Annotated in this window: 16 protein-coding genes and 1 pseudogene; 11 read left to right on the forward strand and 6 right to left on the reverse strand. The window is 63.5% G+C overall.

Annotated elements, in window-relative coordinates; translation table 11 throughout:
- Positions 1 to 109: 109 nt before the first annotated feature.
- Positions 110 to 1,486, forward strand: coding sequence for an aspartate aminotransferase family protein (locus tag NKJ15_RS21050; RefSeq protein ID WP_352817276.1), 1,377 nt, complete (start codon positions 110 to 112; stop codon positions 1,484 to 1,486).
- Between the two features lie 88 nt (positions 1,487 to 1,574).
- Here NKJ15_RS21050 and NKJ15_RS21055 read toward each other — a convergent pair.
- The 5 genes and pseudogenes from NKJ15_RS21055 to NKJ15_RS21075 form a co-directional block, all read right to left on the reverse strand.
- Positions 1,575 to 2,676 (reverse strand): annotated as a pseudogene (locus NKJ15_RS21055) (nucleotidyltransferase family protein).
- Between the two features lie 270 nt (positions 2,677 to 2,946).
- The gene (locus tag NKJ15_RS21060) at positions 2,947 to 4,041 is read right to left on the reverse strand and encodes an alcohol dehydrogenase family protein (RefSeq protein WP_352817277.1); all 1,095 of its coding nucleotides are present in this window, start codon (positions 4,039 to 4,041) and stop codon (positions 2,947 to 2,949) included.
- 9 nt (positions 4,042 to 4,050) lie between these two features.
- A complete protein-coding gene (locus tag NKJ15_RS21065) occupies positions 4,051 to 5,430 on the reverse strand; it encodes an aspartate aminotransferase family protein (RefSeq protein WP_352817280.1) in 1,380 nt (459 codons plus the stop codon).
- A 36-nt stretch (positions 5,431 to 5,466) separates the two neighbouring features.
- Complete coding sequence (locus NKJ15_RS21070; protein ID WP_352817283.1) at positions 5,467 to 6,960, reverse strand: NAD-dependent succinate-semialdehyde dehydrogenase; 1,494 nt, start codon at positions 6,958 to 6,960, stop codon at positions 5,467 to 5,469.
- A 127-nt stretch (positions 6,961 to 7,087) separates the two neighbouring features.
- Positions 7,088 to 7,579, reverse strand: a complete 492-nt coding sequence (locus NKJ15_RS21075) for an Lrp/AsnC family transcriptional regulator (protein ID WP_352817286.1) — start codon at positions 7,577 to 7,579, stop codon at positions 7,088 to 7,090.
- 82 nt (positions 7,580 to 7,661) lie between these two features.
- Here NKJ15_RS21075 and ehuR point away from each other — a divergent pair, with 82 nt between their 5' ends.
- The 10 genes from ehuR to doeB all read left to right on the forward strand — a co-directional run bounded on the left by ehuR (position 7,662) and on the right by doeB (position 17,380).
- Positions 7,662 to 9,047, forward strand: a complete 1,386-nt coding sequence (ehuR, locus tag NKJ15_RS21080) for a MocR-like ectoine utilization transcription factor EhuR (RefSeq protein ID WP_352452352.1) — start codon at positions 7,662 to 7,664, stop codon at positions 9,045 to 9,047.
- Between the two features lie 121 nt (positions 9,048 to 9,168).
- The gene (gene ehuA, locus NKJ15_RS21085) at positions 9,169 to 9,954 is read left to right on the forward strand and encodes an ectoine/hydroxyectoine ABC transporter ATP-binding protein EhuA (protein ID WP_023677199.1); all 786 of its coding nucleotides are present in this window, start codon (positions 9,169 to 9,171) and stop codon (positions 9,952 to 9,954) included.
- 65 nt (positions 9,955 to 10,019) lie between these two features.
- Complete coding sequence (ehuB, locus tag NKJ15_RS21090; RefSeq protein ID WP_023677200.1) at positions 10,020 to 10,871, forward strand: ectoine/hydroxyectoine ABC transporter substrate-binding protein EhuB; 852 nt, start codon at positions 10,020 to 10,022, stop codon at positions 10,869 to 10,871.
- Between the two features lie 187 nt (positions 10,872 to 11,058).
- Entirely contained in the window at positions 11,059 to 11,718 is a 660-nt protein-coding gene (ehuC, locus tag NKJ15_RS21095; RefSeq protein WP_352541675.1) for an ectoine/hydroxyectoine ABC transporter permease subunit EhuC, read from the forward strand.
- 16 nt (positions 11,719 to 11,734) lie between these two features.
- Complete coding sequence (gene ehuD / locus NKJ15_RS21100) at positions 11,735 to 12,394, forward strand: ectoine/hydroxyectoine ABC transporter permease subunit EhuD (RefSeq protein WP_352467665.1); 660 nt, start codon at positions 11,735 to 11,737, stop codon at positions 12,392 to 12,394.
- Entirely contained in the window at positions 12,391 to 13,164 is a 774-nt protein-coding gene (eutA, locus tag NKJ15_RS21105) for an ectoine utilization protein EutA (RefSeq protein ID WP_352817289.1), read from the forward strand. The genes ehuD and eutA overlap by 4 nt, the downstream gene beginning before the upstream one ends.
- A 10-nt stretch (positions 13,165 to 13,174) precedes the next feature.
- Positions 13,175 to 14,167: a hydroxyectoine utilization dehydratase EutB gene (gene eutB / locus NKJ15_RS21110; protein ID WP_352817292.1), complete on the forward strand. Its 993-nt coding sequence runs from the start codon at positions 13,175 to 13,177 to the stop codon at positions 14,165 to 14,167.
- Positions 14,164 to 15,156 (forward strand): cyclodeaminase, encoded by a 993-nt coding sequence (locus tag NKJ15_RS21115; protein ID WP_352817294.1) that lies wholly within the window; start codon positions 14,164 to 14,166, stop codon positions 15,154 to 15,156. Before eutB ends, NKJ15_RS21115 begins: the two co-directional genes overlap by 4 nt.
- Before the next feature lie 38 nt (positions 15,157 to 15,194).
- Positions 15,195 to 16,373 (forward strand): ectoine hydrolase DoeA, encoded by a 1,179-nt coding sequence (gene doeA / locus NKJ15_RS21120; RefSeq protein WP_352769493.1) that lies wholly within the window; start codon positions 15,195 to 15,197, stop codon positions 16,371 to 16,373.
- A 5-nt stretch (positions 16,374 to 16,378) separates the two neighbouring features.
- Positions 16,379 to 17,380 carry a N(2)-acetyl-L-2,4-diaminobutanoate deacetylase DoeB gene (gene doeB, locus NKJ15_RS21125; protein WP_023677207.1) on the forward strand — a complete coding sequence of 334 codons (1,002 nt, stop codon included), beginning with the start codon at positions 16,379 to 16,381 and terminating at the stop codon, positions 17,378 to 17,380.
- Between the two features lie 3 nt (positions 17,381 to 17,383).
- Here the strand turns inward: doeB and NKJ15_RS21130 are convergent, their stop codons facing one another.
- Complete coding sequence (locus NKJ15_RS21130) at positions 17,384 to 18,043, reverse strand: GntR family transcriptional regulator (protein ID WP_023677208.1); 660 nt, start codon at positions 18,041 to 18,043, stop codon at positions 17,384 to 17,386.
- Between the last annotated feature and the right edge of the window lie 102 nt (positions 18,044 to 18,145).

An 18,145-nucleotide genomic window follows, 5' to 3' on the forward strand; every position in this document is an offset into this window, starting at 1 on the left:
CGCTTGACACTATACCGTTCGAGAAAGATGCATCAAACGGCATAACGCACGGGGACCTGCCGAGCCGGACCGGCGGCAGGATTGTTCCGCGTCAGCATCAGGAGCCGTCATGGACGCACGACCGAATTCACCCGAAGCCCGCGACATAAGCTTTCACATGCATGGCTATACGAATGCGCGCAAGCATCAGGAGTCGGGGCCGCTCGTCATCGAGAAGGGCGACGGCATCTATGTCGAGGACCTTGCCGGCAACCGCTATATCGAGGCGATGGCGGGGCTCTGGAGCGTCGCGGTCGGCTTTTCGGAGAAGCGGCTGGTCGATGCGGCAGTACGGCAAATGTCGAAGCTGCCTTACTATCACGATTTCGGCTCCAAATCGCATTCGCCGCTGATCGATCTCGCCGAGAGACTGGTGCAGATGGCGCCGGTGCCGATGAGCAAGGCGTATTTCACCAATTCCGGCTCCGAGGCCAACGATACGGCCATGAAGATGATCTGGTACCGGTCGAATGCGCTCGGCCAGCCGGCGCGCAAGAAGATCATCAGCCGCAAGAAGGGCTATCACGGCGTCACCATCGCCTCGGCAAGCCTGACCGGACTGCCCAACAACCACACTTCCTTTGACCTGCCGATTGCCAATGTGCTGTATACCTCGACGCCGCACCATTGGCGCGAGGCGCTGCCGGGTGAAAGCGAGGAGCTGTTTTCGACGCGGCTTGCCGACGAACTGGAAAAGCTGATCCTCGCCGAAGGACCGGAAACCATCGCCGCCTTTTTCGGCGAACCGATCATGGGCGCCGGCGGCGTCATCGTACCGCCGGCGGGCTACTGGGAGAAGATACAGGCGGTCCTGTCGAGATACGACATCCTGCTCATCGCCGACGAGGTGATCTGCGGCTTTGGCCGAACTGGTGAGATGTTCGGCTCGCAGACCTTCGGCATCAGGCCCGACATCATGGTGTTATCGAAACAGATCTCTTCGTCCTACCTGCCGATCTCAGCCCTGCTGATCAATGACAAGGTATTCGAGCCGATCGCCGACGAAAGCAACGGTATCGGCACCTTCGGCCACGGTTTCACCGGCGGCGGCCATCCTGTTGCGGCAGCGGTCGCGCTCGAGAACCTGAAGCTGATCGAGGAGCGCGACCTTGTCGGCAATGCGCGTGCGGTCGGCGCGCATATGCTGAAGCGGCTGCGCACGCTCGCTTCGCACCCGCTTGTCGGCGAGGTGCGCGGCATCGGCCTGATTTCGGCGGTCGAACTGGTCGGCGACAAGGCGAACAAGGCGCCGTGGGGGAAGACCAGTGAACTGGGCGGGCTCGTCAACGGCTTCATGCAGCAGAACGGCGTCATCTCGCGCAATATGGGCGATGCGCTGGCTTTCTGCCCGCCGCTGATCATCACCGAGCCGCAGGTCGACCAGGTGATCGACGCGTTTGAACGGTCGCTCGAGGCTGCCGCCAAGCAGATCCGATCGCAGAGCTGAATAGGCAAAGTCGATTTTTGAAACCTGAAAACAAAAACGCCTCGGCGACGGCTGGCAGAAGGTTACCCTCCACACCCGTTGCTGCCGTTTAGTCTCCGTGCTTTGTTTTCGCAGATGAGCCGCTGAATCCTTCCAGTTCCTCGCCGATTCCTGAAAGTGCGTTGACGATCGTCGCCTCGACGTCGCCACGCTGTTTCTGGGGAATCAAGCCAAGTCCTTTTTGTATCGCTTCACGCCAATGTTTCCCCCTGTCCCACGCTTCCGAAAACGCGACGGCGAGATCGTCCTGGCGACGGGTAGCTTCCAGTGCCTCGACCAGAAGTGCTGCCTGGCGGACATCCTTTTCCCGCTTGCCCACGCCGTTTGCGTTGTTCTGTCGGCGCGAGGCAACGATCAGCTTGTGAACCGCATATCGTCCGGGCGACGGTACCACGACAGGCACTCCCGATCGATGCAGCAGCACAGTTCTGATTGGTTCGTGGATCAGGAAATCGAGAAACCGAAGAGGCTGCGCGGATGCACCGCCCAAAGACGGCATCGAGGTTGCAGTCATCGCTGCCCGTGTTCGGTGTAAGGAACTCGACCTTGTATCGGACTGCGTTCTCGAATTGCGTCGCGTGTCCGGGATCTGATCTGTAAGGGATTTCCCTGAAGGTTGGGTCGATCTCCCTCAAGATTTCGAGGATGGGCGGCAGGCTGTCCTCGACCGCGGCCGACACGGAATGGAATAGGGCGAAGTCTGCATCGCCCGTCTGCAACGCTGCACCGGGCAGCTTCACGCCCAGATAGCCCGCGTAGGACTGAAAGGCGACTGTGCCGACCAGGACGCCGCGTAAGCGGAAGATGCCAGCCTTCCCCAGCGCCTCGACGACATCCCCGGTGAACCTTTCGGGTTCTGTCAGCCCTGCCTCGCGCACGAGCGTGGATACCAGCTTCCTGCGGGCGCGGAGGTCGTCCTTGATCTGACGGAAGGATTCAACGCGTTTTGCAATCTCGGGATCGCTGTCAGGCCCGACATACCGTCGCGTCTTCGTCGGCTGCGTTTCCTCGAAATACCAGTATACCTTGCCCCTGACGGGCACCTTGACGAGATTGCCCGTCGTAGGGAAATCCGTTTCGAAGACTGCGTCCAAGGATCGCTGGACGAGTTCCGCATACATCGTGCGGTAAACGAGGTCGACCGTCTTCATGTCAGGCGGCTCCGGTTATAAGAAAAATGCGGTTCTCTTATAGCGGCATGACCTCAAGGGACGCAAGCGGGAGTTATAAGAAAATCGCGAAAACCTATAACACCGCAGGAGAGGGTCAGGAATCCTTGTTGCCGGCGTGCAGCCAAATCAGAATGGGTTTGCTCATTCAGATAAACAAAGCCATCACGAAAACGCTGCTTGGATGTGGCGCTCGACCTCACCGCGTCCGCGAACGGCCCGAGCCTGTCATAGGCGTTTTTGGTCGACGCGCTATTTTGGCGACGCATCCGGCACGACGACCAGCTTGCCAACGAAATCCTTGGCGATGAAATCGGCCTGGGCGCGATGGAAATCGGACAGCTTGTAGACGCCGCCGACCATTGGCCGGATCTTCTTGTCCTCGATGTAGCGCACGATGCGGCGGAAATCCGCGCGTGTGCCCTGGCTTGAGCCATGCAGTTGCAGCTGTTTCAGGTACATGGTGCGCAGATCGAGCTGCACGACCGGGCCGGCAATCGCGCCGGCCGTGGTATAGCGGCCTTCCGGCCTCAAGATGCGCAGGAGGTCGTTGAAGATCGCGCCGCCGACCAGGTCGGCGACCACATCGATTGGCCGCCCGCCGGTCGCCTCGTTCACGGCTGCCGGCAGGTCGGCCACGCCACGGGTGATCACCGCCTCGGCGCCGATGTCACGCACGGCCTGTTCCTTGCCCTTGCCGGCAACCGCATAGGGAATGGCGCCGCGTGCCCGCGCCAACTGCACGATGCCGGAGCCGACGCCGCCCGAGGCGCCGGTGACCAGCACGCGCTCACCGGCCTTCAATGCTGCGCGTTCCAGCATCTGTTCGCCGGTGAGATAGGCGCAGCAGAAAGTGGCGAGCTCGACATCGCTGAGATCGGTATCGACGACATGGGCATTCTCTGCCGGCACCGCCTGATATTCGGCATAGCCGCCGTCGCGGCCGTGGCCCATATAGTCGATGTCGGCGAGTGAATCGTCGTCGCGATTGTAGATGGAGAAATCGACCATCACCCGCTCGCCGATGCGGGTCGGCGAGACGCCGTCGCCGACGGCAATGATGTTGCCGACCGTGTCGGTGCCCTGGATGCGCGGGAAGCTCAGCGTATTGCCCCGACGACGCCAGGTCGACACAGCGGCGGCATCCTCCTCCGTTCCATAGGCGCCCTGGCGCACCCAGACGTCGGTGTTGTTCATGCCGCAAGCGGTGACCTTGACCAGCACCTCGCCCCGGGCGGGCGAGGGCACTTTCACGTCGGTGCGGTAGACGAGCTTTTCCGGTCCGCCGTGCCCGATCAGTTGCACGGCGGCCATGGTGGCGGGGAGGGTCTTGGTCATGGCATTCATGTCGGCTCTTCAGATATTTGCAAACACGCTCTTCACCGCGTCGGCCGTCCTCGACACGACGATATCGGCCTCTTGCCGCGTCAGGCAGAGCGGCGGCGCGAAACCGAGAATGTCGCCCTGCGGCATGGCCCGGCCGATGACGCCGCTTGCCGCAAGGGTGGTCGCGACCTGCGGCCCGATTTTATGCGAGGCGTCGAAGAATACGCGATCGTTCTTGTCGGCGACGAACTCGATCGCCGCCAGCATGCCGTCGCCGCGCACCTCGCCGACGTTTTTGTGGCCGCCGACGGCTTTCGTCAGCTCGGCGCGGAAATAGGCGCCGGTCTCGCCGGCGTTCCGCACCAGGTCCATCTCGTCGATCAGTTCCAGGTTGGCGACGCCGGCGGCGACGCAGATCGGATGCGCCGAATAGGTCCAGCCATGACCGAGCGAGCCGAGCTTGTCTGAACCCTGCACCAGCACCTGCCAGACCTTGTCTGACACGATGACGCCCGACAGCGGCGCATAGGCCGAGGTCAGGCCCTTGGCGATCGTGATCAGGTCGGGCTTGATGCCGTAGTGGTCGGAGCCGAACATGATGCCCAGCCGGCCGAAGCCGGTGACGACCTCGTCGGCAACCAGAAGCACGTCGTATTTCTTCAGCACCGCCTGGATCTTCTCCCAGTAGCCGGCCGGCGGCGGCACGATGCCGCCGGTGCCGAGGATAGGCTCACCGATGAACGCGGCGACCGTCTCCGGCCCTTCGGCGAGAATCATCTCCTCGAGCTTGTCGGCACAGTGTTGCGAAAACTGCTCCTCGCTCAGCGAGCGGTCGGCACGGCGGAAGTAGTAGGGCGCCTCGGTGTGCAGGACCGGCGCACGCGGCAGGTCGAAGGCGTTGTGGAACAGGTCGAGGCCGGTCAGCGATCCGGTCATGATGCCGGAGCCGTGATAACCGCGCCAGCGCGAGATGATTTTCTTCTTCTCCGGCCGGCCGAGCACGTTGTTGTAGTACCAGATCAGCTTGATGTTGGTTTCGTTGGCGTCGGAACCGGAGAGGCCGAAATAGACCCTCGACATGCCCTCGGGCGCACGGTCGATGATCATCTTGGCAAGCGTGATCGATGCCTCGGTGCCGTGCCCGACATAGGCGTGGTAATAGGCGAGGTTCTTGGCCTGCGCGGCGATGGCGTCGGCTATCTTCTGGCGGCCATAGCCGACATTGACGCAGTAGAGCCCGGCGAAGGCATCGATGCTCTTGCGACCGTTATTGTCCCAGATGGTGACGCCTTCGCCACCGGCGATCACACGCGTCGGGCTCTCGCCACGCGCATGCGTGCCCATATGGGTCGAGGGATGGAAGAAATGATCGCGATCCCAGGCGGCGAGTTCGTTGGACTGGTCGAGCATTTTTTACTCCTTGAAAGCAAAAAGCCTGACAGGGCGTTACGCTAGGTCGAGGCAGAGATATTTGAGATCGGTAAAGGCTTCGAGCCCGTGACGCGAGCCCTCGCGGCCCATGCCGGACTGTTTGACGCCGCCGAAGGGGATCGGCGCGCCGGTGATCTTGACGCGGTTGATGGCGACCATGCCATAGTCGAGCGCGCGGCCCATGCGCAATTGCCGGCCGCCGTTTTCAGTGACGACATAGGCGACGAGCCCGTATTCTGTCGCATTGGCGCGGGCGACGACTTCGTCTTCGCTGTCGAAAGGCGTCACGGCCGCAACCGGACCGAAGGTCTCCTCGCGCATGATCAGCGCGTCGTCTCCAACGTCGGCGAGCAGGGTCGGCTGGTAGAACAGCGGCCCAGCCACATGGCGGCCACCGCCGGTGAGGCAGCGCGCGCCACCAGCCAGCGCATCGGCGACCTGCTCTTCGATCTTCTTGACGCCGCGCTCGTGCATCAACGGCCCGATGTCGGTGTCGTCAGCCAGGCCATTGCCGGTCCGCAACGTCTCGATGCGCTTGGTGAAGGCGGCGCAAAAACGGTCGTAGATCGGGCGCTGGACATAGATGCGGTTGGCGGCGAGGCAGTCCTGGCCGGAGGTGGCGAATTTGGCATCGACGGCTATGGTCACAGCCTTGTCGAGATCGGCGTCGGCAAAGACGATCAACGGCGCATGGCCGCCAAGCTCCATGACCAGCCGCTTCATCGTCGGCGCACTCTGCGCGGCGATCAACCTGCCGACCTCGGTCGAGCCGGTGAAGCTCATGGCGCGAACGCGCGGGTCTTCGCACATCCGCCCGACGATGGTCGAAGCCCTGCCGGTGAGGACGTTGAACACGCCAGCCGGCAGGCCGGCACGTTCGCCAAGCTCGGCCAGCGCCAGTGCCGACAGCGGCGTTTCCGAGGAAGGATGCGCGACGATGGTGCAGCCGGCGGCAAGGGCGGCAGCCGCCTTGCGGGTCAGCATGGCCGCTGGAAAATTCCACGGCGTGACGACGCCGACGACACCGAGCGGTTCGCGTCGCACCACCATCTCGGCATTTGGCAAATGGCTGGTGACGCTTTCGGCGTTGAGACGTTTGGCCTCCTCGGCATACCACTCGACAAAAGAGGCTGCGTAGTCGATCTCGCCGCGCGATTCCTTCAGCGGCTTGCCTTGTTCGAGCGTCATCAGCAGGGCCAGGTCATTTTTGGCGGCGACGATCAGATCGAACCATTTTCGCAAGATTTTCGACCGTTCCTGCGGCAGCAATGCGCGCCAGGCAGGAAAGGCGCGCGATGCCGCATCGATCGCCAATGTCGTCTGCCGGGCATCGAGCGCGGCAACGAAAGCGACGGTGGATCCGGTGGCCGGATCGGTCACCTCGAAACTCTCCGCGGTCTCGCTCGCCGTCCAGTGGCCAGCGACATAGGCGAGTTCGCGCAGCAGCCGTCGGTCGGCGAGGCGGTCAAGTGCTTCATGGCGCTGCGAGCGGGCAAAATGTGCGGACATCATCGGGCTCCCGGTTCGGGTGATGCCGCAAGACTATCTCTGCCGCGCAAACAGAGAGGCTGTTTGCGTGCCTGCACGTAGAGAGATTGTCTCTATTGCACCGAGCGGGCAGACGATCTCTCCGATATCAGGAAGATGTCGGCAACAGGTCCGCCACCGGCAGCACACTCTCCTCCTTCACCGTCTTGGTGACGATATATGTGAAATAGCGGTCGATGCCGATCTCCCGCTCGAGCAGAGTGTCGACCAGCCGCTGATAGGCGTCGATGTCGCGCGCCATCACCTTCAGCAGGTAATCGACGCCGCCGCCGACAGACCAGCAGGCGACGATCTCGGGGATGTCGCGGATGACGCGCTCGAAACGGTCGAAATCGGCCTGGCGGTGGCTAGCCAGCGTCACCTCCATCAGCACGGTGGCGACCGGTGCGATGGCGCGCATGGCGATCCTGGCATGATAGCCGCAGACGATGCCGGCTTTTTCCAGCTTGCGCAGCCGCATCCAGCAAGGCGTCGGCGACAGGCCGACCTTCTCGGCCAACGCCAGCTTGGTGATGCGGCCGTCGCGCTGGATGGCGTCGAGGATTTTCAGGTCGATCGGATCGAGTTTCGCTGCAGCCATGATCGTCCACTTCTAGTGCCGGACACCATGACGGCGCATTATTTCGATTGTCAATTGCACTGATTTCGATCTCTAATAAGTCATGACATTTTGGCGACCAGATCCCGCTCTTATCCGGCGGCCGGCCTATCAATCGCTCGCCGACCAGTTCGCGCGCGCCATCCATGACGGGCGCCTGGCCAATGGCGCTCGGTTGCCGACGCACCGGCAGTTGGCTGACGATCTGCAACTTTCCGTGCAGACGGTCAGCCGCGCCTATGAGGAGCTGATCCGCCGCGGGCTGGTGTCCGGCGAGGTCGGCCGCGGCAGCTTCGTGCAGACGCAGCGCCGCGAGCCGGAGCCGCCCTATCTGCCGGAGCGGCTGGGCGAGGTCATCGATCTCTCCATCCTGAAGCCGGTCTGCGAACCGATGCATCTGGAGCGGCTGAGGCAGGCGCTGGGCTGGCTCGCCGAAAACCTGCCGTCGAGCTCGGCACTGTCGTTCAGGCCGAACATGGTGTTCCCGCGCCACCGCGCGGTGGGTGTCGAGTGGCTACGCCTCTGTGGCCTCGACGCGTCGCCGCAGAACATCAGCCTGACCAACGGCGCCACCGCAGGGATGACAGTGGCGCTGATGAGCGTGGCGCCGCCCGGTTCGACCGTCGCCACCGAGGCGATCGGCCACCACACGCTGATCCCGCTGGCGCGTTATCTCGGCTTCAATCTCGAGGGTTTGCCGATCGACGACAATGGGCTAATCCCGGAAGCGCTGGACGAGGCCTGCCGGCTGTCGGACATCCGCGCCGTGTTCGTGCAGCCGTCGGTGATCAACCCTACGGCTACCCTGATGGATGCCGGCCGGCGCGAACAGATTGCCGCCGTTGCGCGCAGGCATGACATCGCCATTATCGAAAACGACGTCCTCGGCCCGTTGGTCGAGGACAGGCCGCCGCCGGTAGCCGCCTTCGCGCCCGAGCGCACGCTCTACGTCACCTCCTTTACCAAGATCGTGGTGCCGGGCCTGCGCATCGGCTATCTCGCGGCGCCCGATCGTTATGTCGCCGCGGTCGCCAATCGCCATCTCGTCTCGAACTGGATGGCGACGCCGTTGGTGGCCGAGATCGCCACCAAATGGGTGACCGACGGCACCGCGATGGAACTCGTGCGATGGCAGCGCCTGGCTTTGCGCCGGCGTCTGGACATAGCCGCCGAGGTGCTTGCCGGAGTGGACTATCGCGCTCATCGCGACGGGCTGCATGTCTGGCTGCAACTGCCCGATGACCGCGGTGAGGAAAGCTTTGTTTCCCAGGCCCGCCTGCAGGGCGTGGCGATCGCGCCCGGCACGTCGTTTCGCATTTCGCAGATGCCTTGGCATCCAGCCGTACGGATTTCGCTGGGCTCGACCACGGAGGGGGAACTGCGTGCCGGTCTCGGCGTTGTCACCAAGCTTCTGCTCGGCGATCCCGAGCATCTCCTGCTTGCGATCTAGACGGCGAATGGCGCGAATTGTGCGGAGTTCGAAATATTGTCATGATATTATTTTCTTGATTGACATGATTTGCCGCGATCCGCATCGTTAAAGGCATAGCTTCTCCAGCACGGGAAATCCATTGTCGGCGCCCATCATCAAGATCGACGGCATTTCGAAAAGCTTCGGCACCTTCAAGGTGCTGGACGGCCTCTCGATGCAAGTCATGCCCGGCGAGAAGCTGGCACTGATCGGCCCGTCGGGTTCGGGCAAGACGACGATCCTGCGCATCCTGATGACGCTAGAGCGTATCGACAGCGGCCACATCCAGGTCGACGGCGAACAGCTGTACCACATGGAGCGCAACGGCCGGCTGCTGACGGCCGATGAACGGCATTTGGCAAAGATGCGCCAGAAGATCGGCATGGTCTTCCAACTGTTCAATCTGTTTCCGCACAAATGCGTCATCGACAATGTGACGCTGGCACCGATGCTGACCAAAGGCGTGCCGCGGGCCGCCGCCGAAAAGCGGGCGATGGAACTGCTCGACATGGTCGGCATGGTCGACAAGGCCAAAGCGATGCCGGCGCAGCTTTCAGGCGGCCAGAAGCAGCGCGTCGCGATTGCGCGGGCGCTGGCGCTGTCGCCGAAAATCATGCTGTTCGACGAGGTCACCTCGGCGCTCGACCCTGAGCTCGTCGACGAGGTGCTCAACGTCATGCGCAAGCTCGCCGCCGAGACCGACATGACCATGCTGCTGGTCACCCACGAGATGGGTTTCGCCCATGACTTCGCCGACCGGGTGCTGTTCTTCGATCGCGGCAGAATAGTCGAGGAGGGCAAGCCCGACGAGATTTTCCGCCATCCCAAACAGGAGCGCACGCAAGGTTTCCTGAAGAAGATCATTGCGGCCGGACATCGGGTCTGACTGCCATGCGAGGCGGCGACGCCTCAAGCAAGCCAAGAAGACAGACAAACAAGGAGTTGGGAACAATGAAGAAATTTGCCATTTTGGCCGGCGTCGCCGGTATCGCGCTGACGGCGGTGCTGGCCGCCTCGACGGCCGGCTCGGCCGACGACAGCAAGCTCGAAGAGCTCAAGGCGCAAGGCTTTGCCCGCGTCGCCATCGCCAACGAGCCGCCCTATACGGCGGTCGCTGCCGACGGCAAGGTTTCGGGTGCGGCGCCTGACGTTGCGCGTGAAATCTTCAAGCGCCTTGGCGTCAACGATATCGTCGCCTCGATCTCGGAATATGGCGCGATGATTCCCGGCCTGCAGGCCGGCCGTTTCGACGTCGTCACCGCCGGCCTGTTCATGAAGCCGGAACGTTGTGCTGCGGTCGCCTATTCGGAACCGGTGCTGTGCGACGCCGAGGCGATGCTGGTGAAGAAAGGCAACCCGAAGGGCTTCAAGAGCTACGAGGACGTCGCGAAGGACGCGAGCGCCACGATCGGCGCGCCGGGTGGCGGCACTGAAGAGAAGCTGGCGCTCACCGCAGGTGTGCCGCGCGAGCGCGTCATCGTCGTGCCGGACGGCCAGAGCGGCCTGAAAATGCTGCAGGACGGCCGCATCGATGCTTATTCGCTGCCCGTGCTGTCGATCAACGACCTGGTCAAGAAAGCCAATGATCCGAACCTCGAAGTCATCGCGCCGGTGGTCGGTGCGCCGGTCTATTGCGACGGCGCGGCCTTCAAGAAGGGCGACGAAGCGCTGCGCGACGCCTATGATGTCGAGCTGGCGAAACTGAAGAAGTCCGGCGAGTTCGCCAAGATCATCGAGCCTTACGGCTTCTCGGCGGCGGCGGCAATGTCGACGAGCCGCGACAAGCTCTGCTCGGCGAAGTAGGTGCGTTCTTCCTTCTCCCCTTTCACGGGGAGAAGGTGGCCCGAAGGGCCGGATGAGGGGCGGCGCCATACTCCGGTTGGTTCGCGCTGCCCCCCATCTGCCTGCCGGTATCTTCTCCCCGTGAACCGGGAGAAGGACGCTGGAAGCAACGTGTCGCTAGACATTCAACGCGGAAACTTTCGACCCAATGACCCAATGGTCCGGCTATTTCGGCCTGATATTGCAAGGAGCGCTTGTCACCATCGAGCTGACGCTGATGGGGTCGGTGCTGGCCTTGATCATGGCTTTTCTTGCCGGGCTGGGGCGGCTGTCGCGGTTTTTCGTGCTGCGGGCGCTGGCCACCGCCTATATCGAGTTCTTCCGCGGCACCTCGATTTTCGTGCAGCTGTTCTGGGCCTATTTCGTGCTGCCCTTTGCCGGCATTTCGCTGACGCCGCTGCAGGCCGGCGTGCTGGCGCTGGGCCTCAATGTCGGCGCCTATGCAGCGGAAGTGGTGCGCGGCGCCATCAAGTCGATCGGCCGCGAACAATATGAGGCGTGCACCGCGCTCAATCTCGGCCGCTGGCAAGCCATGCGCCATGTCATCCTGCCGCAGGCGCTTCTGGTGATGCTGCCAACCTTCGGCAACAACGCCATTGAATTGCTCAAGGCCACCGCCGTCGTTTCGCTAATCTCGCTCGCCGACCTGACCTTCCAGGCGCAGGTGGTGCGCTCGCAGACCGGCAATACTCTGGTGCCGTTCAGCACCATCCTCGTCATCTATTTCGTCCTGGCGCTGCTCATCTCCTGGGGCGTGCGGTCGCTGGAACGCCGCATGGCGCGTGGCCTCGACGGGGTGCGCGTATGATGGATCGGACCTGATAATGGAATGGGATTGGGATTTTGTCCGGCAGATCCTGCCGACGCTGATCGAGGGGGTGAAGATCACCATCCTGGCGACGCTGCTCGGCTCGGTACTGGCGGCGATCGTCGGGCTGGGCATCGCGTTGGCGCGCCGGTCGCCGAACAGGGCTCTGTCGCGCACCGTCGGTTTCCTTGCCGAGTTCATCCGTGGCACACCGCTGTTGGTGCAGCTCTATTTCATCTTCTACGTGCTGCCGGATTTTGGCGTCCTGTTGCCGCCGCTGGTCGCGGGCGTCATCGGTCTCGGGCTGCATTACGGCACTTACACGGCCGAGGTCTACCGCGCCGGCATCGATAATGTTCCGCGCGGCCAGTGGGAAGCGGCCAAGGCCTGCAATCTGAACGCCACCCAGACCTGGACGCACATCATCATTCCGCAGGCGATCCCGCCGATGATCCCGGCGCTTGCCAATTATTTCATCGCCATGTTCAAAGAGACGCCGCTGCTGTCGGCGATCACCGTGCTGGAACTGATGAACCAGGCCAAGAGCGTCGCCAATACCTATTATCGGTATATCGAACCGATCACGTTGGTCGGCGCCTTCTTCCTCGCCATCAGCCTGTTCTCGGTGGTGCTGCTGCGCTGGCTGGAACACCGTTATGGGCGGATCGAAAGATGAGCGCTGCACCCGAAATCCGCCTGCATTCGGCCCGGCCGCCGCTCGACGCGCGTCCGCTGGAAAAGCGGGTCGGCCTGATCATCCTTGCCACCGACCACACGAGCGAACCGGATTTTCACCGCATGGTGGCAAGCGACCGCATCGGGGTCTATGTCGCGCGCATTCCCTACGCCAACCCGACGACGCCGGACAATTTGCGCAAGATGCAGCCGTCACTGACGGCGGCCGCGGCCCTGATCCTGCCCGACGAGCCGCTCGACGCGATCTGCTATTCCTGCACCTCGGCCTCCGTCGTGATCGGCGATGCCGAGATCGAGGCGGCGGTGCAGGCCGCCAAACCCGGCGCGCCGGTGGTTACGCCGCCGATGGCCGGGGTGCGCGGCCTGAAGGCGCTGGGCGCCAGGACGATCAGCATCCTCACTCCCTATACGGTCGAGACCAGCCGGCCGATGGCGGCCTATTTCACCGAGCATGGTTTCGAAATCGTCAGCTTCACTTGCCTCGGCTTCGAGGATGATCGCGAGATGGCGCGGATTGCGCCGAAATCCTTGGTCGATCTGGCTCGCGAGGCGACGGCCGAACACTCGGACGCGCTGTTTGTCTCCTGCACGGCACTGCGGTCCGCGGCGGCAGTTGTCGGCATGGAAGAAGCCATCGGCCGTCCTGTCGTCACCAGCAACCAGGCGACGGCCTGGAATTGCCTGCGGCTTTGCGACGACGACGAGCCGCGCCCTGAATTCGGCCGTCTGATGACGCTGCCGCTGAACTGATTGATGAGCCATGACCACGTCCAGGATAAGCCTGTCCGAAATCCACACCGCGCGCGAGCGCATCGCAGGCAAGGTCGAGCGTACGCCGACCGTTCCTTCCCGGAGTCTTTCCCAGCACTTGGACGCTCCTGTTTATCTCAAGCTCGAACACCGGCAGACCACCGGCGCCTTCAAGCTGCGTGGTGCCTCGAGCGCAATCGCTTCGCTGACAGAAGAGGAGAAGGCGCGCGGCGTCGTCGCGGCCTCGACCGGCAACCACGGCCGGGCACTTGCCTATGCTGCTCAATTGCAAGGCATCCACGCGACGATCTGCATGTCGCGGCTGGTGCCGCAGAACAAGCTCGACGAGATCCGCCGGCTCGGCGCCGGGATCCGCATCGTCGGCAACAGCCAGGACGATGCGCAGCGGGAGGTCGAACGGCTGGTCGCGGAAGAGGGGCTGATCATGCTGCCGCCTTTCGACCATCCTGCCATTGTCGCCGGGCAAGGCACGCTCGGGCTGGAGATCATCGAACAGGTTCCTGATGCCGCCCTTGTGCTGGTGCCGCTTTCCGGCGGTGGGCTGGCGGCTGGCGTTGCCGCTGCCGTCAAGGGCGTCAGCCCGGCGACGAAGGTGGTGGGCGTTTCAATGGCGCGCGGTGCGGCGATGAAGGCGAGCCTCGACGCCGGACATCCGGTTTTGGTCGAAGAACTGCCGACGCTGGCGGATTCACTCGGCGGCGGCATCGGCCTCGACAACCGGCTGACCTTCTCGATGTGCCGCGACCTGCTCGACAATGTGATCCTGCTCAGCGAGGACGAGATCGCCGCCGGCATCCGCCATGCCTATGAGCAGGAGCGCGAGATCGTCGAAGGCGCCGGCGCGGTCGGCATCGCGGCCGTGCTTGCCGGCAAGGTCAAAGCGAATGGCCCGACGGTGCTCGTGCTGTCCGGCCGCAACATCGATATGACACTGCACCGCAAGATCATCTGCGGCGAAGCAATTGCGGAGAGCGCAGCATGAGCCGGATGACGATCCTCACCGAAGCTGAATTGCGCAAGATCGTGAAGCTTGATCTCGATGCCGTTGCCTGCGTCGAGAACGCGTTTCGCGCGCTCGCCACCTTGCAGGTGGCGATGCCGCCAATCCTCAGGCTCGACATTCCCGAGCATCGCGGCGAGGTCGACGTCAAGACCGCCTATGTGCCGGGCATCGACGGTTTTGCCATCAAGATCAGCCCCGGCTTCTTCGACAATCCGAAGCTCGGCCTGCCCAGCGTCAACGGCATGATGGTGCTGCTGTCGGCGAAAACCGGTCTGGTCGAGGCGCTGCTGCTCGACAATGGCTATCTCACCGACATCCGCACGGCGGCGGCCGGCGCGGTTGCCGCCAAGCATCTGTCGCGGCCGGGTTCCTCCGTTGCCGCGATCTTCGGCGCCGGTGTTCAGGCCGGACTGCAGCTCGAGGCGCTGATGCTGGTGCGGCCGATCACCAAAGCCCGCATCTGGGCAAGGGATGCCGCCAAGGCCGAAGCCGCGGCCGACGCATTGTCCGAAAGACTGGGCATCGCCGTTCACGCCGAGCCCGACGCGGCAAAGGCTGCGGCCGATGCCGACATCATCGTCACCACGACGCCGTCGACCGAGCCGCTGATCAAGGCCGGCTTCGTCTCCGCCGGCCAGCATATCACTGCCATGGGCTCGGATGCCGAGCACAAGAACGAGATCGCGCCGGCGATCCTGCGCATGGCCGATCTCTACGTCGCCGATAGCGCCAAACAGACGCGCCGATTGGGCGAACTGCACCATGCTATCGCGGCGGGCGTGATGGCGTCCGATGCCGAAATCACCGAGCTTGGCCACATCATCGCCGGCGAAAGGCACGGCCGACGCTCGGACAGCGACATCACCATCGCCGACCTGACCGGCACCGGCGTGCAGGACACGGCGATCGCCACGCTCGCCCGCGACCGTGCGCGTGCGGCCAAGACCGGTACGATTTTCGAAAGCTGATGCTGGCCGCAAGGCCCAACAAACGAGGACCAAGAACAATGCAGCCCAACTTGAAATTCTCGCACGGCGAATATGCGGAGCGCCTCGCCAAGACGCGGAAGGCCATGGAAGCCAAGGGCATCGATCTGCTCGTCGTCAGCGATCCGTCCAACATGGCTTGGCTGACCGGCTATGACGGCTGGTCGTTCTATGTGCATCAGGCTGTCATCGTGCCGCCGTCGGGCGAGCCGGTGTGGTACGGGCGCGGCCAGGACGCCAACGGCGCCAAGCGCACCGCCTATCTCGCGCACGACAACATCATCGGCTATGCCGACCACTATGTGCAGTCGACCGAGCGCCATCCGATGGATTTTCTGTCCAGCGTGTTCGCCGATCGCGGCTGGGGCAAGCTCAGCATCGGCGTCGAGATGGACAATTACTGGTTCTCGGCCGCTGCCTTCGCAGCGCTGCAGAAGCACTTACCCTATGCCCGCTTCGTCGACGCCACGGCACTCGTCAACTGGCAGCGCGCGGTGAAGAGCCCGACCGAAATCGACTACATGCGCAAGGCCGCCCGCATCGTGGAAGCGATGCACCAGCGCATCGTCGACAAGATCGAGGTCGGCATGCGCAAATGCGACCTGGTCGCCGAGATCTACGATGCCGGCACGCGCGGCGTCGACGGCATCGGCGGCGACTATCCGGCGATCGTGCCGCTGCTGCCGTCGGGCGCCGACGCATCGGCGCCGCATCTGACCTGGGACGACCGGCCGATGAAATCGGGCGAGGGCACCTTCTTCGAGATCGCCGGCTGCTATAACCGCTATCACTGCCCGCTGTCGCGGACAGTGTTCCTTGGTAAACCGACGCAGGAATTCCTCGATGCCGAAAAGGCGACGCTGGAAGGCATGGAGGCGGGACTTGCCGCCGCCAAGCCCGGCAACACATGCGAGGACATCGCCAACGCCTTCTTCGCGGTGCTGAAGCGGTACGGCATCGTCAAGGACAACCGCACCGGGTACCCGATCGGGCTTTCCTATCCGCCTGACTGGGGCGAGCGCACGATGAGCCTGCGTCCAGGCGACCGCACCGAGTTGAAGCCCGGTATGACCTTCCATTTCATGACCGGCTTGTGGCTTGAGACGATGGGGCTGGAAATCACCGAATCCATCCTGATCACCGAGACGGGCGTCGAGTGCCTGGCGAATGTGCCGCGCAAACTGGTGGTGAAGAATTGAGCCCGATGTCCAGCCTTCGCCCGTCACCGATCACGCCGACCGTCGATTTCGAGCGCGACGGCGTGCAACACGGTTTCCTGCGCCTGCCTTACAGCCGCGACGATTCCGCCTGGGGATCGGTGATGATCCCGATCTGCGTCATCCGCAACGGCAAGGGGCCGAGCGCATTGCTCACCGGCGGCAATCATGGCGACGAGTACGAGGGCCCGCTGGCGCTCTATGACCTCGCCCGTACGCTCGACCCGAAGCAAGTCAGCGGCACGATCATCATCGTGCCAGCAATGAACTATCCGGCGTTCCGCGCCGGCACACGCACCTCGCCGATCGACAAGGGCAATCTCAACCGCAGCTTTCCCGGCCGGCCCGACGGCACGGTGACCGAGAAGATCGCCGATTATTTCCAGCGCGAGCTTCTGCCCCGTACAGACATCGCGCTCGACTTCCACTCCGGCGGCAAGACGCTCGACTTCGTGCCGTTCTGCGCCGCCCACATCCGGCCCGACAAGGTGCTGGAAGCGAAGGGTTTCGCCGCGGTTGAAGCCTTCTCCGCACCATGGTCGATGAAAATGCTGGAGATCGACGCGGTCGGCATGTTCGACACTGCCGCCGAAGAGATGGGCAAGCTGTTCATCACCACAGAGCTTGGCGGCGGCGGGACTTCGCGCGCGGAAACGGTGCGGATCGCACGTCGCGGCGTGCTCAATGTGCTGCGCCATGCCGGCATCGTCGCCGGCGCGGTCGAGATGCAGCCGACCCGCTGGCTCGACATGCCGTCCGGCGATTGCTTCTCGTTCGCCGAGGACGACGGGATGATCGAAACGATGATCGATCTCGGCGAGCCGGTGGCAGAGAACCAGGTGCTGGCACGTATCCATTCCATAGGCCGCACCGGCGGCGCTCCGCAGGAGATCCGGGCCAAAATGTCCGGTCTGTTGGCGGCGCGGCATTTTCCGGGGCTGGTCAAGGCCGGCGACTGCGCTGCCGTGGTCGCCGTGCTGGTCGATTGACGGTTAGGAAGCCGACGTCGGGAACGGCTCGGTCCTGCCTTTGGGGCGATCGCCGATGGCAAAGACGGCGCTCGCCTCGCTGACGATCGAGACATGATCCTTGGCGGCTGTTCCGGCCGCCGCACTGTCGCCGCGCATGATTGCTGTCACGATGGCGTCATGCTCCTGCCACGACTGGGCCAGCCGGCCGGGCAGCATGAATTGCGCGCGCCGGAAGGGCGCCAGCCGGCCACGGGTCATGACGGTCAGTTCATAAATGTGCTTGCTGTGGGCGCCGCGATAGAGCCGGGTGTGGAATTCGGTGTTGAAAAGCTCATACTCTTCTTCGGCACCGAGCTGCACGAAGCGCGCCGACGCCTGGTGCTCGGCCTCCAGCGTGCGGCGCTCGCCAGCGGTCATGCGCTCGGCCGAGAACCGCGCGCAGATCGCTTCAAGCTCGGCCATGCTTTCGAACATCGAGGCGAGGTGCTCCTGCGTCACCACGGCGACGGTGGCGCCGCGGTTCGGCCGCCTTTCGACCAGCCCCATGGCGCTGAGCCGGCTGAGCGCTTCCCTGATCGGCGTGCGTGAGACGTCGAAGCGGGCGGCAAGCGAGGCCTCGTCGAGCTTTTCGCCCGGGCGCAGGAAACCGGTGACGATCCGGTCGCTGATCGCCCTCACCATCTGATCGACGGTCGTGCCCGACCTGATCAAATTGCGCTTTCCCGACACGTCTCCTCCGTCCAGTCTTTTCGCTAGAGTCGTAAGCCACTCACCGGCTTCGAT

Source organism: Mesorhizobium sp. M0207, assembly GCF_040321995.1.
Taxonomy (GTDB): Bacteria; Pseudomonadota; Alphaproteobacteria; order Rhizobiales; family Rhizobiaceae; genus Mesorhizobium.

Excerpts from the sequence above, each read along its gene's own strand:
- NKJ15_RS21050 (WP_352817276.1), top strand. The coding sequence starts at position 110 with ATGGACGCACGACCGAATTCACCCGAAGCCCGCGACATAAGCTTTCAC.
- NKJ15_RS21060 (WP_352817277.1), bottom strand. The coding sequence starts at position 4,041 with ATGAATGCCATGACCAAGACCCTCCCCGCCACCATGGCCGCCGTGCAA.
- NKJ15_RS21065 (WP_352817280.1), bottom strand. The coding sequence starts at position 5,430 with ATGCTCGACCAGTCCAACGAACTCGCCGCCTGGGATCGCGATCATTTC.
- NKJ15_RS21070 (WP_352817283.1), bottom strand. The coding sequence starts at position 6,960 with ATGTCCGCACATTTTGCCCGCTCGCAGCGCCATGAAGCACTTGACCGC.
- NKJ15_RS21075 (WP_352817286.1), bottom strand. The coding sequence starts at position 7,579 with ATGGCTGCAGCGAAACTCGATCCGATCGACCTGAAAATCCTCGACGCC.
- ehuR (WP_352452352.1), top strand. The coding sequence starts at position 7,662 with ATGACATTTTGGCGACCAGATCCCGCTCTTATCCGGCGGCCGGCCTAT.
- ehuB (WP_023677200.1), top strand. The coding sequence starts at position 10,020 with ATGAAGAAATTTGCCATTTTGGCCGGCGTCGCCGGTATCGCGCTGACG.
- ehuC (WP_352541675.1), top strand. The coding sequence starts at position 11,059 with ATGACCCAATGGTCCGGCTATTTCGGCCTGATATTGCAAGGAGCGCTT.
- ehuD (WP_352467665.1), top strand. The coding sequence starts at position 11,735 with ATGGAATGGGATTGGGATTTTGTCCGGCAGATCCTGCCGACGCTGATC.
- eutA (WP_352817289.1), top strand. The coding sequence starts at position 12,391 with ATGAGCGCTGCACCCGAAATCCGCCTGCATTCGGCCCGGCCGCCGCTC.
- eutB (WP_352817292.1), top strand. The coding sequence starts at position 13,175 with ATGACCACGTCCAGGATAAGCCTGTCCGAAATCCACACCGCGCGCGAG.
- NKJ15_RS21115 (WP_352817294.1), top strand. The coding sequence starts at position 14,164 with ATGAGCCGGATGACGATCCTCACCGAAGCTGAATTGCGCAAGATCGTG.
- doeA (WP_352769493.1), top strand. The coding sequence starts at position 15,195 with ATGCAGCCCAACTTGAAATTCTCGCACGGCGAATATGCGGAGCGCCTC.
- doeB (WP_023677207.1), top strand. The coding sequence starts at position 16,379 with ATGTCCAGCCTTCGCCCGTCACCGATCACGCCGACCGTCGATTTCGAG.
- NKJ15_RS21130 (WP_023677208.1), bottom strand. The coding sequence starts at position 18,043 with ATGGTGAGGGCGATCAGCGACCGGATCGTCACCGGTTTCCTGCGCCCG.